Origin of the sequence: Kitasatospora sp. NPDC096077, assembly GCF_040303245.1 — a bacterium.
GTDB lineage: Bacteria > Actinomycetota > Actinomycetes > Streptomycetales > Streptomycetaceae > Kitasatospora.
The window spans coordinates 64,083-79,442 of record NZ_JBEOSV010000022.1; the positions used below are offsets into that span (position 1 = coordinate 64,083).

10 protein-coding genes and 1 riboswitch are annotated in these 15,360 nt (G+C 74.9%); of the genes, 4 read left to right on the forward strand and 6 right to left on the reverse strand.

Annotation, left to right across the window (positions count from 1 at the left end):
- Positions 1-2: 2 nt before the first annotated feature.
- From ABTZ03_RS20440 to ABTZ03_RS20460, 5 genes are all read right to left on the reverse strand, one after another.
- Positions 3-1,151, reverse strand: a complete 1,149-nt coding sequence (locus ABTZ03_RS20440) for an ATP-binding protein (protein WP_350514428.1) — start codon at positions 1,149-1,151, stop codon at positions 3-5.
- The gene (locus ABTZ03_RS20445; protein WP_350514429.1) at positions 1,148-6,238 is read right to left on the reverse strand and encodes a hypothetical protein; all 5,091 of its coding nucleotides are present in this window, start codon (positions 6,236-6,238) and stop codon (positions 1,148-1,150) included. Before ABTZ03_RS20445 ends, ABTZ03_RS20440 begins: the two co-directional genes overlap by 4 nt.
- Complete coding sequence (locus ABTZ03_RS20450; RefSeq protein ID WP_502894523.1) at positions 6,235-7,095, reverse strand: DUF4132 domain-containing protein; 861 nt, start codon at positions 7,093-7,095, stop codon at positions 6,235-6,237. The genes ABTZ03_RS20445 and ABTZ03_RS20450 overlap by 4 nt, the downstream gene beginning before the upstream one ends.
- Before the next feature lie 306 nt (positions 7,096-7,401).
- Positions 7,402-8,184 carry an ABC transporter ATP-binding protein gene (locus ABTZ03_RS20455; RefSeq protein WP_350514430.1) on the reverse strand — a complete coding sequence of 261 codons (783 nt, stop codon included), beginning with the start codon at positions 8,182-8,184 and terminating at the stop codon, positions 7,402-7,404.
- A 29-nt stretch (positions 8,185-8,213) separates the two neighbouring features.
- Positions 8,214-9,230 (reverse strand): ABC transporter substrate-binding protein, encoded by a 1,017-nt coding sequence (locus ABTZ03_RS20460; protein ID WP_350514431.1) that lies wholly within the window; start codon positions 9,228-9,230, stop codon positions 8,214-8,216.
- Between the two features lie 107 nt (positions 9,231-9,337).
- On the opposite strand from ABTZ03_RS20460, the gene fhuB reads away from it, so the two are divergent.
- The 3 genes from fhuB (at position 9,338) to ABTZ03_RS20475 (ending at position 13,758) form a co-directional block, all read left to right on the forward strand.
- Positions 9,338-11,509, forward strand: coding sequence for a Fe(3+)-hydroxamate ABC transporter permease FhuB (gene fhuB / locus ABTZ03_RS20465; protein ID WP_350514432.1), 2,172 nt, complete (start codon positions 9,338-9,340; stop codon positions 11,507-11,509).
- A 26-nt stretch (positions 11,510-11,535) separates the two neighbouring features.
- Positions 11,536-12,693 carry an enterochelin esterase gene (fes, locus tag ABTZ03_RS20470; RefSeq protein WP_350514433.1) on the forward strand — a complete coding sequence of 386 codons (1,158 nt, stop codon included), beginning with the start codon at positions 11,536-11,538 and terminating at the stop codon, positions 12,691-12,693.
- A gap of 138 nt (positions 12,694-12,831) precedes the next feature.
- A riboswitch (guanidine-III (ykkC-III) riboswitch) is annotated at positions 12,832-12,891 on the forward strand.
- Positions 12,892-12,903: 12 nt separating this feature from the next.
- Positions 12,904-13,758 carry an MBL fold metallo-hydrolase gene (locus ABTZ03_RS20475; protein ID WP_350514434.1) on the forward strand — a complete coding sequence of 285 codons (855 nt, stop codon included), beginning with the start codon at positions 12,904-12,906 and terminating at the stop codon, positions 13,756-13,758.
- Positions 13,759-13,799: 41 nt separating this feature from the next.
- Here ABTZ03_RS20475 and ABTZ03_RS20480 read toward each other — a convergent pair whose 3' ends face one another.
- Entirely contained in the window at positions 13,800-14,351 is a 552-nt protein-coding gene (locus ABTZ03_RS20480) for a YceI family protein (RefSeq protein WP_350514435.1), read from the reverse strand.
- A 467-nt stretch (positions 14,352-14,818) separates the two neighbouring features.
- Here ABTZ03_RS20480 and ABTZ03_RS20485 point away from each other — a divergent pair, with 467 nt between their 5' ends.
- Entirely contained in the window at positions 14,819-15,358 is a 540-nt protein-coding gene (locus ABTZ03_RS20485) for a hypothetical protein (RefSeq protein ID WP_350514436.1), read from the forward strand.
- Positions 15,359-15,360 lie beyond the last annotated feature (2 nt).

Sequence of the window (15,360 nt, forward strand, 5' to 3'; positions counted from 1 at the left end):
CGTCAGGCCTCCAGCGCCGAGCGGAGGTCCCACAGGGTGCGCCAGGTGGCGGCGCCCTGCTCGGCGCGACGGCGGACCGGGCCGTCCCAGTAGCCGAGCAGCCGGGCGGCGTCCGCCGGGTCGTCCTTGCGGACGACGCCGAGGAGTTGGCCGGGCAGGCGGCCGAGGAGGTCGCCGCCGTCGGGCAGGTAGGCCGCGGTGACGCCGAGCGCGGTGGCGACCGAGACGGCCTCGGCGGTGCTCATCACGGTGGACGGGCGTTCGACCTCCCAGCCCTCGGTGGAGCGGCCGGTGCGCAGGTCTCGGAAGGCGGTGACCAGGGCCTCCAGGACGGCGTCGTCGACGGCGTAGCCGGCCCCGGCCCGGGCGACGGCGGTGGTGGACTGCCGGCGGACCAGCTCGACCTCGGCGGCGAGGCTGCCGATCGGGCCGACCGTCTCGAAGTTGAACCGCCGCTTGAGGGCGGCGGACATCTCGCTGACGCCCTTGTCCCGCAGGTTGGCGGTGGCGATCAGGGTGAAGCCGGCGGCGGCGTGCAGCTGGCCGTCCGGGGTGCCGGCCAACTCCGGTACCGCGATGCGCCGTTCGGAGAGCAGCGAGACCAGGGCGTCCTGCACCTCGGGCAGGCAGCGGGTCACCTCCTCGACCCGGGCGACCGCCCCGGTGGTCATCGCGGTGAGCACCGGGGAGGGGACGAGGGCTTCGCGGCTGGGGCCCTTGGCGAGCAGCAGGGCGTAGTTCCAGCCGTACTTGAGCTGGTCCTCGGTGGTGCCGGCGGTGCCCTGGACGGTGAGCGCGCTGGTGCCGCAGACGGCGGCGGCGAGCAGTTCGGAGAGCATCGACTTGGCCGTACCGGGCTCGCCGACGAGCAGCAGGCCGCGCTCCCCGGCGAGGGTGACGACGCAGCGCTCCACCAGGGCGCGTTCACCGACGAACTTGGGCTCGATGACGAGGCCGCGGCGCCCGGCCTTGAGCTTCTCGCCGTCGCTGCCCATCACGAAGGTGACGACGGCGCGCGGGGTGAGGTGCCAGCCGGGCGGGCGCGGGCCGCTGTCGTGGGCGGCGAGGAACTCCAGCTCGGCGGCGTACTTCTCCTCGGGCGGGACGATCTGCCGGACGGGGGTCTCGGGGACGGTGACGGTGGTGCTCATCGGCGGGCCTTCCTGCGCTTGCTGGTCTGGAGCTCTTCGTAGCCGGGGGCGTCGCCGTCGAGCGTGCGCTGCCAGGCGCGGGCGAACAGTTCGGGGACGGGCAGGTGCGGCAGCACCGGCCGGTGGGTGGGCAGGTGGTACAGGGCGGCCTTCCAGGTCTCCACCGGGAGGGCGGGGGCCTTGGCCTCCTGCCAGCCGCCGGGCAGGAAGAGGCTGCGCCCGGCCCGGGCCCGCTTGGCCTCCAGCACCAGGCCGGCGGCGGCGAGTTCGGCGCGGGCGCGCTTGAGCCGGGCGGGCTTCCAGCCCGTCCAGCGGGCGGCGTTGCGGTCGGTCGGGTCGGGCAGGGCGAGCAGTTGGAGGTAGAGCGTGGCGGCGTCCTCGCCCAGGCCGTGGGCGCGGGCTGCTTCGGCGACCAGTGCGGGGACGCTGAGCTGCGGGTTCTGCAACCAGAGCGGGCCGTCGGCGGTTCCGGCTGACGGAAGGTCGACCGAGGAGGCCAGGCGCTCCGCTTCGCCGTTCAGGACGGCGCGTACGGCGGTCAGTTCGACGCCCGTCCAGTAGCCGTCGCCGAGGCCGAGGAGCAGCTCGACCAGCGGGTCGTCGGGGCCAGTGAGGCCGGCCGGGCGCAGCCAGAGCTGTTCGAGTTCGGCGTGGTAGGGGCTGAGGACGACGGCCGGACCGCAGCGGACCAGGCCGTCCGGGTCGGCGCCGCCCTCGGCGGGCAGCCCGAAGTGACCGCGCAGCACGGCGGAGACGGCGCCGCCCTTGGCGGTGCGGACCGGGCCGAGGCTGATCAGCAGCTCCGGGTCGGCGAGTCGGGCGCGCAGCGCGGCGGCGCTCTCGGACAGCGGCGGGCGCAGCGGACTGTCGGCGGGCAGGTGGTAGGCGAGCCAGCGCAGGGCGTCGATCGTGCCGGCGACGTCTCCGTTGCCGGGCGCGGCCGTCGCGTCCTGGGGCTCCAGTTGGGGCGTGCTCCGGCCTTCGGTGATCAGCCGGTAGGTGGTGGTGCGGGTGAGCCACGGCGTGCGGCTGGGGTTGAGCACCGCCTCGATCCGGCCGACGGGCACGCCCTGGACGCCGGGCAGCAGTTCCTCGGGGAGGGTGACGAGCCGTCCGAAGTGCCGGAGCCAGGCGGCGGCGCCGGCCGCGAGGTCGGGCCCCTCCGTCCACAGGCGCTTCGGGTCGTCGGTGGGCACCAGGGCGCCCCAGACGTCGGCGAGCGCGTTCTGGTCGTGCCCGCGCAGCCAGGCGTGGGCGGCCTTGACCTCGGCGGACTTGAGGCCGTGTTCGGCCGGCACCTCGACGTTGCCCCAGTGCAGGAGGCCGGGCGGCGGGCAGAGCAGCAGGGTGGCCCGGGCGGTGCCGATGCCGGTGAGTTCGGCGAACGCGGCGGCGAGCGCGGGCTGCCAGGGGACGCTGCCGCGCAGGGCGGCGACCCGCCAGAACTTGGCGGCCCAGGCGGCGCTGACCCGCTCCTCGGTGCTGCGCTCGGTGACGGTGGTGAAGTGGGCGACCGGACCGAACTCGCCGCTAGGGTCGTGGTCGACGGCGAGCCAGTGCACGGTCCCGTCCTGGCGCTGGTAGCGGTGGCCGAGGATCACCACGGTGCGGTCGCCGTGCCGCAGCACCTCGCCCTGGCGGAAGTCCGTCGGCCGCACGCCGCCCTTGGCGCGCTCGTCGGTCTCGGCGAGGAGGACCGCGCGCAGGGTGGCGCCGCGGTCGGCGAGCGGGCCCTTGGTGAGTTCGCCGAGCAGCAGCACCAGCGAGGAGCGGTGTGCCGCCGGGGTGAGCGGGTTGGCGATGGCGTGGGCGAGGACGTCCACCCGGCCGAGCAGGTGCAGCCAGCCCTGGTTGGCCTCGCCGCCCCGGAGGGCCACGGTGGCCGGGGTGGTCCAGCCCTCGCCGTCGGCGGCGGGCGGGGCGGCGAGCACGGCGCTGACCGCGCGCAGGTTGTTGAGCGTCCAGTGGCGCTCGGCGGTGCCCCAGGAGTTGCCGAAGCCGGTCGTCTCGGGCAGGACGGCGCAGACGGCGTCGCGCAGTTCGTGGTCGCGGCCGTGCTGGGGCCGCCACTCGGCGGCCTCGGCCTTGCTCGGCCGGTCGGCCTCCGGCTGCGGGACGAACCGGGCGACCCGGTCGAGCAGGTCGGCGGCGGCGCGGGCGAACCCGGCGACACCGGCGAGCAGCAGCGGGTGCCCGATCCCGGGCAGGGCGGCGCCGACCGCCTCGACCGGCAGGCTGTTGCGGGCCTCGCCGCGCTGGGCGAGCGGGCGCCGGACGCCCTGGACGGTGAGCCAGCGCTGCTCGTCCGCCGGGACGGGCTCGGCGTCCTCGGGCCAGGCGAGGTCGATCAGCCGGGCGGCCTGCTCGGTGGTCAGGGCGCGCAGCACCCGGGAGCCGGCCTCGTCGCGGGGCCGCAGGGCGTGCCAGTGGTCGAACGGCGGGATCAACGCGGTGCCGGCGGCGGAGAGTTCGCCGGCGCGACAGGAGCGCAGGTCGGCGGTGCGGTCGGAGCGGTCCGCGAGGTCGGGCAGGCCGAGGTCGAGGAACTCGCCGCTGCGGCTGACCACCGGGCCCGGTGCGCCGGGCAGGGCGAGCCGGCCGACCGGGAGGACGTGGGTGTCGTCGCTCCCGTGCATCGGCAGGACGAGGCGTTGTCCGTCGGCGGTGAAGGTGGTGACGGCGCGCCCGGGCTCGCGGCGGATCCAGCTGCCGAGCACGGTGCCGTCGGTGCCGAGCGGGGTGCCCTCCAGGCCGGGCTGCATCGGCAGCAGCCGGGCGCTGTCCGCGACCAGCCGGCCGGCCGAGGCGGTGGCGGCGATCAGGGGCGGCTCGGCGGCCCGGCCCAGGGTGCCGGTGGCCGGGTCGAGTTCACGCAGGACGGGGGTGCCGTCCTGGGCGTGGCGCACCGTCCAGTACCCGGTGCCGTCGCCGAGGACGGGGTGCTCCTCGGGCAGCCGGGTGTCGCCGGGGTGCAGCGGGCGGGCGCCGGTGGTGCGGCCGCCGCCGGGCAGCGGGAGCGAGGTGTCGTCCGGGTGGTGGTCGCCGTAGTGGTAGCCGGCGATGGTGCGGCCGGCGAGTTCGAAGACCTGGTCCGGTCGGCCGGACCAGTAGGCCTTCTGCTGGTTGCCCTCGTACCAGACGACCAGGAGCTCGCCGTCGACCAGGCGCAGCCGGACCCGGTTGCGCACGCCCGACAGCGGGGGAACCCGCAGGGTGTGCTCCAGCAGGACGCCCTCCGGGCCGACCACCAGGGCGCGGTTGTGACGGAGGAGGACGAGGTACGGCCAGGCGTCCTCGACGACCAGGCCGTTCAGGCCCTGGCGGCGGTGGCCGGGGGCGGTGACCGGGAGGGCGTCGGGGGCGGGCGGGTCGGCGAGCGCGGTGAGCGCCTCCTCCAGGGCGGGCCAGCCGAGTTCGTCCAGGATGCCGGCGCCGAGGGCGCGGGTGAGCAGCCCGGTGACGTCGAGCGCGGCGATCCGCTCGGCGACGGCCGGGGCGACCGTGCGGATGGCGGTGCGGTGCAGGGTGAGCGAGCGGACCAGGTCGGCGGCGCCGGCCAGGCCGCGGATGGCGTCGAGGTCCGCGGCGCGCTCCTCGGCCCACTCCCGGAACAGCTCGTTCAGCAGCGGCAGGACGGCGGCCTGCTGCTGGACGGCCGTCTCCCAGGCGGCCGGGGCGGACCGGCGCAGCAGCGGCCGGAAGCGGTCGTCGGCGGCGACGGCCGCGAGGGTGGCGCTGTCGGGGCCGCTCTGCCCGATCCAGCCGCGCAGGTCGATGCCCAGGCCGGCCGGCGGGTCGGCGACCGGGACGCCCGCGGCGAGCAGGACGTCCAACAGGTCGAGCCGGGTGTGGCCGGCCCGGATGCCGGTGAACAGGTCGACCGGGACGGCGTCGGCGCGCAACCGCTCGACCATCCGGCCGACCAGGGCGACGGAGGCGGGGCAGCCGGGCCGGCTGCCCCAGCCGCGGCCGAGGTGGTGGCACCAGCGCTGGAGCCAGGCGGCGGCCGGCTCGGCGCCCTCGGCGCGCGGGCCGGTGAGCAGGTCCTCGGCGCCGGTGGCGGCGAGCACCTCCAGCCAGACGGCGTCGTGCCGGGCGGAGTCGTCGGCGGAGGAGGCCGGGTCGGGCAGTAGCTCCAGCAGCCGGGCGCGGACCTCGGCGTCGCCGCGGCCCAGCTCGATCAGCGTGCCGTGCCAGGACTTCCAGAACGCGGCGGGCGCCCGGTTGACCGCCGGGGAGGCCAACAGCTCGGCGAGCAGGGCGCGTTCGTGCTCGGCGCGGTCGAGCCCGGCGGCCTTGACGAGGGCGCGGGCGTCCTCGGCGACCCCGGCGTACGGGGCCATGCCGGCCGCGGAGCGCTCGGTGCACAGCTGGCGGAAGCGCTGCCACGCGGTCTGCGGGTCGAGCCGCCCGGCGAGCTCCTTGACGTACTGGCGCAGGGACTTGACGGTGAGCGCGCCGGCCAGCGCGAACTCCAGGAAGACGGCGCGCAGCCGCTCCTCGTCCACCGGCAGGGTGTGGGTGCGTTCGGCCTCGCGGGCCTTGCCGAACCAGGCGGCGGCGTAGGTCTGGTTGCCGTGGGCGAGGAAGATCCGGCCGACCTCCTCGCAGAAGGTGGGCAGGAAGTGCGGGACGGCGCGGCCGAGCCGGGTGGCGAGTTCGTCGAAGCCGTCCTTGGCGGCGCCGGGCTTGGACTTGGCCTGGCGGGCCAGCCGCTCCAACTCCTTGACCAGGGCGAGCGCGTGGTGCCCGTTGGCGGGGTCGTGGACCAGCGCCCAGGCGGGGAAGCCGAGCGCCTCCTGACGGACCTGGCCGACCTCGGCGGGCTCGGCGTCGGGGGTGAGGCCGAGGAACTCGACGGCGAGGTCCTCGGCCCGGCCGAGCGCGCCGGGGACCAGCCGGACGATCCGGCGGCCGTCGAGCGCGGGGTGGGTGTAGCCGCGGGCGGTCAGCACGTCGGCGGGGCTGTCGGGGCGGCCGGCGCCGGGCAGGGTGCCGGCCGGCAGCACGGCGCCGGCGTCGAGCAACGCCTCGGGTGCGGCGGGGCCGTGGCCCGCGGTGGTCGTGGTGGTCGGGCTGGTGGTCATGCGGCGTCGTCCTCCCCTTCGATCGTGCGGCCCGCGTACAGGGCGGCGGCCATCCTCATCCCCTCGGACCAGGCGACCGGTCCGACCTCGGCGAGCGGCAGGGCCCGGCCGTCCGGGCCGGCCCAGCTCAGCGCGCCCGTCTCGCAGGCGTCGTACTCGTAGTAGTCGCCGACCCAGACCCGGGCCTCGACCGTGCGGCCGCCCTCGGTGATCGACTGCACGGCCGAGCCGCCGCGGACCCGGCAGCCGAGCCGGGTGCAGCGGCCGATCAGCTCGCGCAGTTCGCGGTAGCGGCCGCCCGCGTACGCGGTGACCTCGGTGCCGGCCGACGGCTCCTCGGGCCGGTGCCAGACCTCGCGGTAGAGCTGCTGGACGCGCTGGGAGACGCCGAGCTCGACGGCGAACTCGCGCAGCTCGTCGAGGTCCGGGAGCAGCACCGGGTGGGGTATCAGCACCTCGCCGTCGGTGAGGCGCACGGTGTCGCCGTCCAGGTCGACCAGGCCGAGGCCGCGCTCGGCGTCCGCGTCGCGCAGGAAGCCGGCGACGGCGCCGTCCGGGCCGGTGACCACGACGTCCCGCAGGACGGACCGCCAGGCCTCGTCCGGCCAGACGGCGGCGAGCACGGCGGCGGGCACCGGCAGCGAGCGCACCATCCACCGCTCGACGTCCTCCTGGCAGCGCCGCTCGTGCGCGGCGAGCCATTCGGCGAGCTGCTTGAGCTGGGTGACCACCGGGTCGTCACCGAGCTTCGACGGAAGGGACTTGAGTTCGCGGCCCGCCGCGTTGCGGCACACCACCCTGCCTTCTCCGTCGAGCGCGACGCGGTACCCTCCCGCGCCCGTCTCCACCCATGCCACGGCCGTACTCCTCCCACCGGGGAACATCGTTCCGATCAGCCTGTTGACCAGCGATGCGAGGAACGTAGCGAGGGGTACTGACAAGCCGACGGTCGGGGGGAGCTCGCCGAGGGGCAGGGGAGTTGAAACCACTCGAACGAGTGGTCGATCGGATACGAGCGACGGCCCCGGCCCACGCCGGACACCGAACGCGCCGGACGCTCCGAACACCGAACGCTCCGGACACCGAACGCTCCGGACGCCGAACGCGCGAAGGCGGCGCCACCCCGGGTGGGGTGACGCCGCCCGTCCGCGGCGACGGCGCCCTCAGCCCAGCGGCGCCCGCGGCACGATGACCGGCGCCCCGTCGTCCGGCGCGGCCAGCACATGGCTGTCGATGTCGTACAGCGCCCGGACCAGCGGCGCGTCCACCACCTCCCGCGGCGGCCCGCAGGCCACCACCGCGCCGTCCCGCAGCGCGACCAGCAGGTCGGCGTAGCGGGCGGCCGCCGCGAGGTCGTGCAGCACCATCAGCACCGTGCGCCCGCCCGCCGCGACCGCCCGGACCAGCTCCAGCACCTCCACCGCGTGGCCCAGGTCGAGCGCGCTGGTCGGCTCGTCCAGCAGCACCACCGGGGTGTCCTGGGCGAGCACCATGGCCAGCCAGCAGCGCTGGCGCTGGCCGCCGGAGAGCTGGTCGAGCCGGCGGTCGGCGAGGGCGTCGACGCCGGTGGCGCGCAGGGCGTCGGCGGTGCGCCGCTCGTCCTCGGCCGACCACTGGCGGAACAGGCCCTGGTGCGGGTGGCGCCCGTAGCGGACCAGTCCGGCGACGGTGACCGCCTCGGGGGCCTGCGGGCTCTGCGGCAGCAGCGCGACCCGGTGCGCGGCCCGGCGCGGGCCGAGCCGCCAGACGTCCTCGCCGCCGACCAGGATCCGGCCGCGGTCGGGCCGGTGCAGTCGGGCCACCGCCCGCAGCAGGGTGGACTTGCCGCAGCCGTTCGGGCCGACCACGGCCACCACCTGTCCGGCGGGCACGGTGAGGTCGATGCCGTCGAGCACCGGACGGCCGGGCCGGTACCCGGCGGTGACGCCTTGGACCGTCAACTCCATGGCGGGATCCCCCCGTCGGTCGCGAGCACTCAGGACCCGGCCAGCGCCTTGCCGAGGTCCCCGATGACGACGTCGGCCGCCAGCGGGCCGCCCCGGGTGGACCAGACCGAACCGTCCACGGTGACGGTGTGGTCGTTCTTCACCGCGTTCAACTGCTGGTAGGCGGGCTTGGACTGGACGTCCTTGAGCGCGGCCTTGCCGTCGTCGGTGAGGGTGGACAGGAACAGCCAGTCGCCGTCGATCTCGGCGAGCTTCTCCAGGCTGAGCGCCGGGCTGTGGGCGTTGCCGTCCTTGTCCTGGGCGGCCGGGCGGGTGAGGCCCATGTCGAGGGCGACCCCACTGGCGAACTGCTTCTTCTCCATCCAGCTCGGACCGGTCGGGTTCCAGCGGACGATGGAGACGGCGGCGCCCTTGTTCTTGCCGAGGTCCGCCCCGGCCTTGGTCGCCTTGGCCTGGTAGTCGTCGATCACCTTGTTGGCCTGGTCGAGCTTGTTGACGGCGTTGCCGATGCCCCGGAAGGCGAGCTTCCAGTCGTCGGTGGGCGCCATGGTGACGAGCGTGGCGGGGGTGATCTCGCGCAGCTGCTTGAGCACCTGCTCGTCCTGCATGTCACCGGCCAGGATCAGGTCGGGCTTGGCGGCGATCACTTTGTCCATCACCGGCTGCAGCAGGTTGCCGACCACCGGCACGCCCTGGACCTTGTCCTTGAGGTAGGCGGGCGGCTCGGCCAGGCCCTGGCCGTTGGTGATGCCGACCGGCTTGACGCCGAGGGCGAGCACCGCGTCCAGGTCCTCCTGGGTGAGGGTGACGATCCGCTTGGGCTCGGCGGGGACCTCGACGGCCTTGCCGGTGGCGTCCTTGACGGTGCGCTTGCCGCCGTCGGCCGCCTTCGCCGGGTCCGCGGCGGCGTTCGAGGACGGGGCGGACGACGAGGAGGAGCCGGAGGAGCCGCAGCCGGTGAGCAGGAGGGCGGCCGCCCCGGTGACGGCCAGCGCCTGGGCCGCGCGGCGGCGGACGGGGCGGAGCGGGCTCTGGGCGTACGGCATGGGTGCCTCCGGGGCAGGGGTGGTACGGGAGTTGGGCGGCGTCCGGGCGGCTGGGCGCGACGGCGGTGCCCAAAGGGACGCCCCGTTCATTAGGTTAGCCTTACCTTATGACATCGTCGCAAGCGGGCGTCCACGAACCGCCCGCCGTCCCCGAGGCCGAGGCCCCGGCCACGCCGCCGCCGGCACCCCCACGGGCCTGGCGGCACCGCACCTGGCCGGTCGCCACCGGCGCGGTCCTCGTGCTGCTCGCGCTCGCCGCGCTCTCGCTGTCGGTCGGCGCCGGCGAGGTCGGCCCCGGGCGGGTGCTGGACTACCTGCTGGACCACGACGGCGCCCGCACCGACGGCCGACTCGCCCTGGTCATCGGCGAGTTGCGACTCCCCCGCACCCTCACCGCCCTGCTGGTCGGCGCCGCACTCGGCGTCGCCGGCGCCCAACTGCAGTCCGTCACCCGCAATCCGCTCGCCGAGACCGGCCTGCTCGGCGTCAACGCGGGCGCCTCGCTCGGCGTCGTCCTCGGCGTCTCCGTCCTCGGCGTGCAGACCTCCTACGGCTACCTCGCCTTCGCCTTCGGCGGCGCCGTCCTCGCCAGCAGCCTGGTGCTGCTGATCGCCGGCAGCCGGGGTGGCGGCTCCCCCATGCGACTGGTCCTCGGCGGCTCCGCCGTCGGCGCCACCTTCGGCGGGATCACCGGCGTGCTGATCGTCAACTCACCCGAAGCGTACGACCGTTACCGGGTCTGGGTGCTCGGCTCACTGGCCGGGGTGGAGGGCTGGACCACCCTGCGCCAGCTCGCCCCCGTCCTCGGCGTCGGCTTCCTGCTCGCCCTGCTCACCACCCGGCCGCTCACCGCGCTCGCCCTCGGCGACGACCTCGCCCGCGGCCTCGGCCACCGACCCGGCGCCACCCGCGCCGCGGTCGCCGTCGCCGTCACCCTGCTCACCGCCTCGGCGGTCGCACTGGCCGGGCCGATCTCCTTCCTCGGACTGCTCGCCGGATTCCTGGCCCGCGCCCTCGCCGGGCCCCGGACCGGCCGACTCACCCTGTTCGCCGGGCTGTTCGGCGCCGCCGTGCTGACCGGTGCCGACGTGCTCGCCCGGGTGGTGGCCCGGCCGTTCGAAGCACCGGTGTCGGTCATCGTCGCCCTGATCGGCGCCCCCGCGCTGATCGCCATCGTCCGCTCCCGCCGCTCCGCCGCCCTCGCCCTCGGCGACCCGGCCGCCGAAGCCCCAGCGGTACGGCGCTCCGAACCTGGCCCGGCGGCACCCGACCCGGTGCTCCGGTACGGCGCCTGGTCGCTGCTGCTCCCCCGCCGGGCACTGCTCGCCGGACTCGGCCTGGCCGCCGCGCTGCTCGCCGCCGTGGTCGTCTCCGCGCACGCCGGGCAGAGCGAACTCGGCCTCGGCACCACCTTCCGGGCGGTGTTCGGCCAGGGCGAGCGCCTCGACGTGCTGCTGGTGCAGAAGTTCCGGCTCGGCCGGATCGTCGCCGGACTCGCCGCCGGCGCCGCCCTCGGACTGGCCGGCTGCCTCACCCAGACCCTCGCCCGCAACCGGCTGGCCACCCCCGAACTCCTCGGCGTCAACGACGGCGCGACCGCCGCCGTGCTGATCTCCGCCACCGCCTCCGGCACCTTCGGCGCCTGGTGGGCCGGCCCGCTCGGCGCGCTGGCCGCCGTCCTGGTGGTCACCCTCGTCTCCGGCGGACTCGGCGCCCGCGGCTACCGGGTACTGGTGGTCGGGCTCGCGATGTCGGCACTGGCCTCCGCCGTCATCCAGGTCGCCCTGGCCCGGCGCTCGCTCAACTCGGCCGGCTCGCTGTACGTCTGGACCTCCGGCAGCCTCAACGGGCGGGACTACGCCATCGCCACACCGGTACTGATCGGGCTCGCCGTGCTGGTGCCGATCGCCCTGGCGGTGGCCCGACGGCTGGCCGTCCTGCGCTTCGACGACAGCGTGGCCGCCTCACTGGGCGTCGACCCCGGACGGGTCCGGCTGATCTGCCTGCTGCTGGCCGTCGCCCTCGCCGGGCTCGCCGTCGGCGTCTGCGGGCCGGTCGGCTTCGTGGCGCTCGCCGCGCCCGTGCTCGCCGCACGGCTGGCCGGACCGGCCCGGGTGCCGGTACTCGGCTCCGCGCTCACCGGAGCGCTGCTCGTCGTCCTCGCGGACACCCTCGGACGGGTGCTGATCGGCGGGGTGGAGATCCCGGTCGGCATCGTCACCACCGTGCTCGGCGGGCCCTTCCTGCTCTGGGTGCTGCTCTCCCGCCGAACCGACTGAACCAGGAGTAACGAACGTTGAACACCTTGAACAACGTGAATGCCTTCCCGCTGATCGCGGCCGACCCGGACGACCCCGCGTACCGGCTGGTCACCTTCGTCTCCGAGGAACAGGACTGCGACGGCGTCCTCGCCCTACTGCACACCGTCACCGACAAGGACCGGCACGCCGGAGACCTCACCCCGCACCTGATGCGGCGCCGCAACGGCCGCTGGGAACTCACCCACCGGCTGCGCGCCGACCACCGCGCCTCCTACCAGCTGCACCCCTTCCGGGGCCCCACCCCGGGCACCAGCCGGGCCGACTGGCTGCACGTCCTCGACCACGCCCGCCCCGACCCGCACGACACCGAACCCCGGCTCCCGGCCCGCGACGGACGCCACCCCTCCTCGGTGCTCAGCCTGCCGGAGGCGCCCGCCCAGCCGTACGCCCGGCGGCGCGACGGCGTGCCGCGCGGGCGGACCGTGTCCCACACGGTGGCCGGGCGGCGGGTGGACGTCCACCTCCCGGCCGGGCACGGCCCGGGACCGTACCCGGTGGCGGTGCTGCTGGACGGCGAGATGTGGGGCCAGGTGCTGTCCGTCGGCGACACCCTGGACAACCTGACGGCGGACGGCGCGATCCCGCCGACCGTGGCGCTGCTGGTGCACACCATGGGGCCGGGACGGCCGGAGGACCTCAGCTGCAACCCGGGCTTCGTCGACCTGCTCGCCGACGAGCTGTTGCCGTGGGCGGCACGGGAGTTCGGCGCGACCACCGACCCGGCCCGCACCGTGATCGCCGGCCAGAGCGCGGGCGGCCTCACCGCCGCCTTCGCCGCGTACCGGCGCCCGGAGCGCTTCGGCAACGCGCTCTCCCAGTCCGGCTCCTTCTGGTGGCCGGACGAGACGGAATTCGACGAGGGCAGCGAATGGCTGACCCGCCGATTCGCCGCCGAACCCGGCCGGGCCGCCCGGTTCTACGTCGAAGTCGGCCTCCAGGAATGGATGCTGCTCACCCAGAACCGCCACCTGCGCGACGTCCTCACCGCTCGGGGGTACGAGCTCGAATACCGCGAGTTCAACGGCGGCCACGACTACGCCTGCTGGCGCGGCGGCCTGGCCGACGGACTGGCCCACCTGCTGGGGTCGCCCGTAGGGACGGCTTCGACCGAATCGCACACCTCCGAGCCGTCGGGCGCCTAGCGTCGGAGCCCACGCCGGATGACCTCGGGAGTCAGCGATGAACGCGTCCTCGTCCGCCACGCCACCGCCGATGTCCCGCGCGGGCTGAAACCACCGCGCGGACGTCGACGGACGGATGCTAGCGTCGCAACCGGCAGCGCGACGGCGCCCGCCCCGGACGAGATGTGCGCCGTACCCGGCCCGCCAAGACGACGCACCCAGGGAGTCGTCATGACCGCCGCCGCACCGATCGCCCGCCCGCTGGACGTCCCGTGGATCCACGGTTCGCCGTCCGCGAAGCACGACACGGACCCGGAGATCCAGGTCCACTCGTACGACGAGCACACCGTCATCCTGCGGCAGAACAAGGCGGTGCACTACGAGGCGCCGTTCCTGTTCCTGCTGTTCGGCGCGGAGCGGGCGGTGCTGATCGACACCGGGGCGACGGCGGAGGCGGAGTACTTCCCGCTGCGCGCCACCGTCGACGACCTGATCGCGAAGTGGCTCGCCCGCAACCCGCGCGAGCACTACCCGTTGCTGGTCCTGCACACCCACCCGCACGGCGACCACGTCGCGGGCGACGGGCAGTTCGCCGACCGGCCGGACACCGTCCTGGTCGGCGCCGACCGGACCACCGCCTGGTCCTACTTCGGCTTCGACCAGGATCCCGAGGGCACCGCCCGAGTGGACCTCGGCGGCGGACGGGCGCTGGAATGCCTCGCCACCCCGGGCCACCACGCGGCCGCCGTCACGTACTACGACCCGTGGACCGGCTTCCTGCTCACCGGCGACACCGTCTACCCCGGCCGGCTCTACATCGACGACTGGCCCGCCTTCGGCCGCAGCATCGAGCGGCTGATCGCGTTCGCCGAGGAGCACCCCGTCACGTACGTCCTCGGCTGCCACATCGAGATGACCCGCGAGCCGGGCGTCGACTACCCGATCCGCACCACCCACCAGCCCGACGAGCCCCCGCTCCAACTCACCGTCGAGCACCTGCACCGCATCCGCGCCGCCGTCACCGAACTCGGCGACCGGCCGCGCCGGTACGCCCTGGACGACCTGATCCTCTGTCCGAACGACTGAGGCCCCGGCCGCCAACGGCGACCGGGGCCCGCGAGGTCGGACTACTTCTGCTTGATCGCCGAGATGTCGAACTCCAGCACGATCTTGTCGCCGACCAACACGCCGCCGCCCTCCAGCGCCGCATTCCAGGTCACCCCGAACTCCTTGCGGCTGATCGTCACCGAGCCCTCCAGGCCCACCCGCAGGTTGCCGTACGGGTCGACGGCGTTGCCGGTGTACTCGAAGTCGATGTCGATCGGGCGGGTGGTGTCCTTGATGGTGAGGTCGCCGATCACCCGGTACTCGGTGTCGGACTTCGCCTCGATCGCGGTGGTGCGAAAGGTGATGTCGGGGAAGTTGGGGGCATCCAGGAAGTCGTTGGTCCGCAGGTGCTGGTCCCGCTGCTCGACCCCGGTGTCGATGCTCTCGGTCTTGAGCACCACCTGGCCGGTCGACTTGGACGGGTCGGCGCCGTCCAGGTGAGCGGTGCCCTCGAACTGGTGGAACGCGCCCCGGACCTTCGTCACCATGGCGTGGCGGGCCACGAAGCCGATCCGGGAGTGGGTGGGATCGATGACGTAGTCACCGGTGAGCTCGGGGAGCGAAGCGGTCATGAGGTTGCCTCCACGTCGGCCTGGGTTCTGACGGTCAGTCTGCAACGTGTCAGCCCAATGCAGTACCCCCACACCGCCGCGCAGTACCGCCCGGCCAAGTTCCCGCCAACGGACGAAAGCCCGTCATTCCCGGTACGGGACGAGCCGCGCGAGGTCCAGCTCGAAGTCGAACGGCACGGGGATGCGGATCGTCTCGCCGAACTCCCGCTCGGTTCTGGTGTGGTAGCGGTCGCGGTTCGGCTCAGAGAACAGGGCGCTAGGACGGCGACGCCTGCATGACGAGGAGGTCCCCGGACAACTCGACCTTGTAGCCGTCCGGGAGGCTCCGGCGGGCCTCGTCGAGGAGTCGGAAGCGCTCGGGAACCATCGATCCTCCTCCGGTGCTCCAATTGTCGGACCAGCGTAGATGCAGTGCGGGTGCGCGAGCCGCCGATACGCATGCGCGTTCGAATGGGATGCTGATCGGCATGACCAGGAATCACATGGGACGGCTGATCGGGGCCGGGTTCGGGCTCGTGTTCATCGAGGCGAACGCGGGGGCGTTGCCGACGGGAGTGGGGATACCGCTGCGGGTGCTCGGCGTGGCCGCGTTCCTCGGGCTGGTGCTGTTCGGGCGGCGTGGCGCGGAAGCGGTCGCGGAGCAATCGGCGGGCCCGGCCTTCGGCGGGCGGTACTGGCTGGTGGTGGTGGCCGAGGTGATCGGGATCGTCGCCGGGCTCGCGGTGATCAACCGGGTGCTGCACACCCCGGAGGCGACGGTGGGGTGGATCGCCTTCGTGGTCGGGGTGCACTTCTTCGGCCTCGCGGTCGCGTGGCGTCGCCCTTCGCTGCACAAGCTCGGTGCGGGGATGGCGGCCTGTGGGGCACTCGGGCTGGCGCTGGCGTTCGGCGGGGCCCCGGCGGCCGTGGTCGCGCTCGTCGCGGGGATCGCCCCCGGGCTGCTGCTGCTCGGGTCGGTGTGGTGGTCCGGCCGGGCGGCGGGGGGCGCGCCCGGCCGGGCCGGTTGATC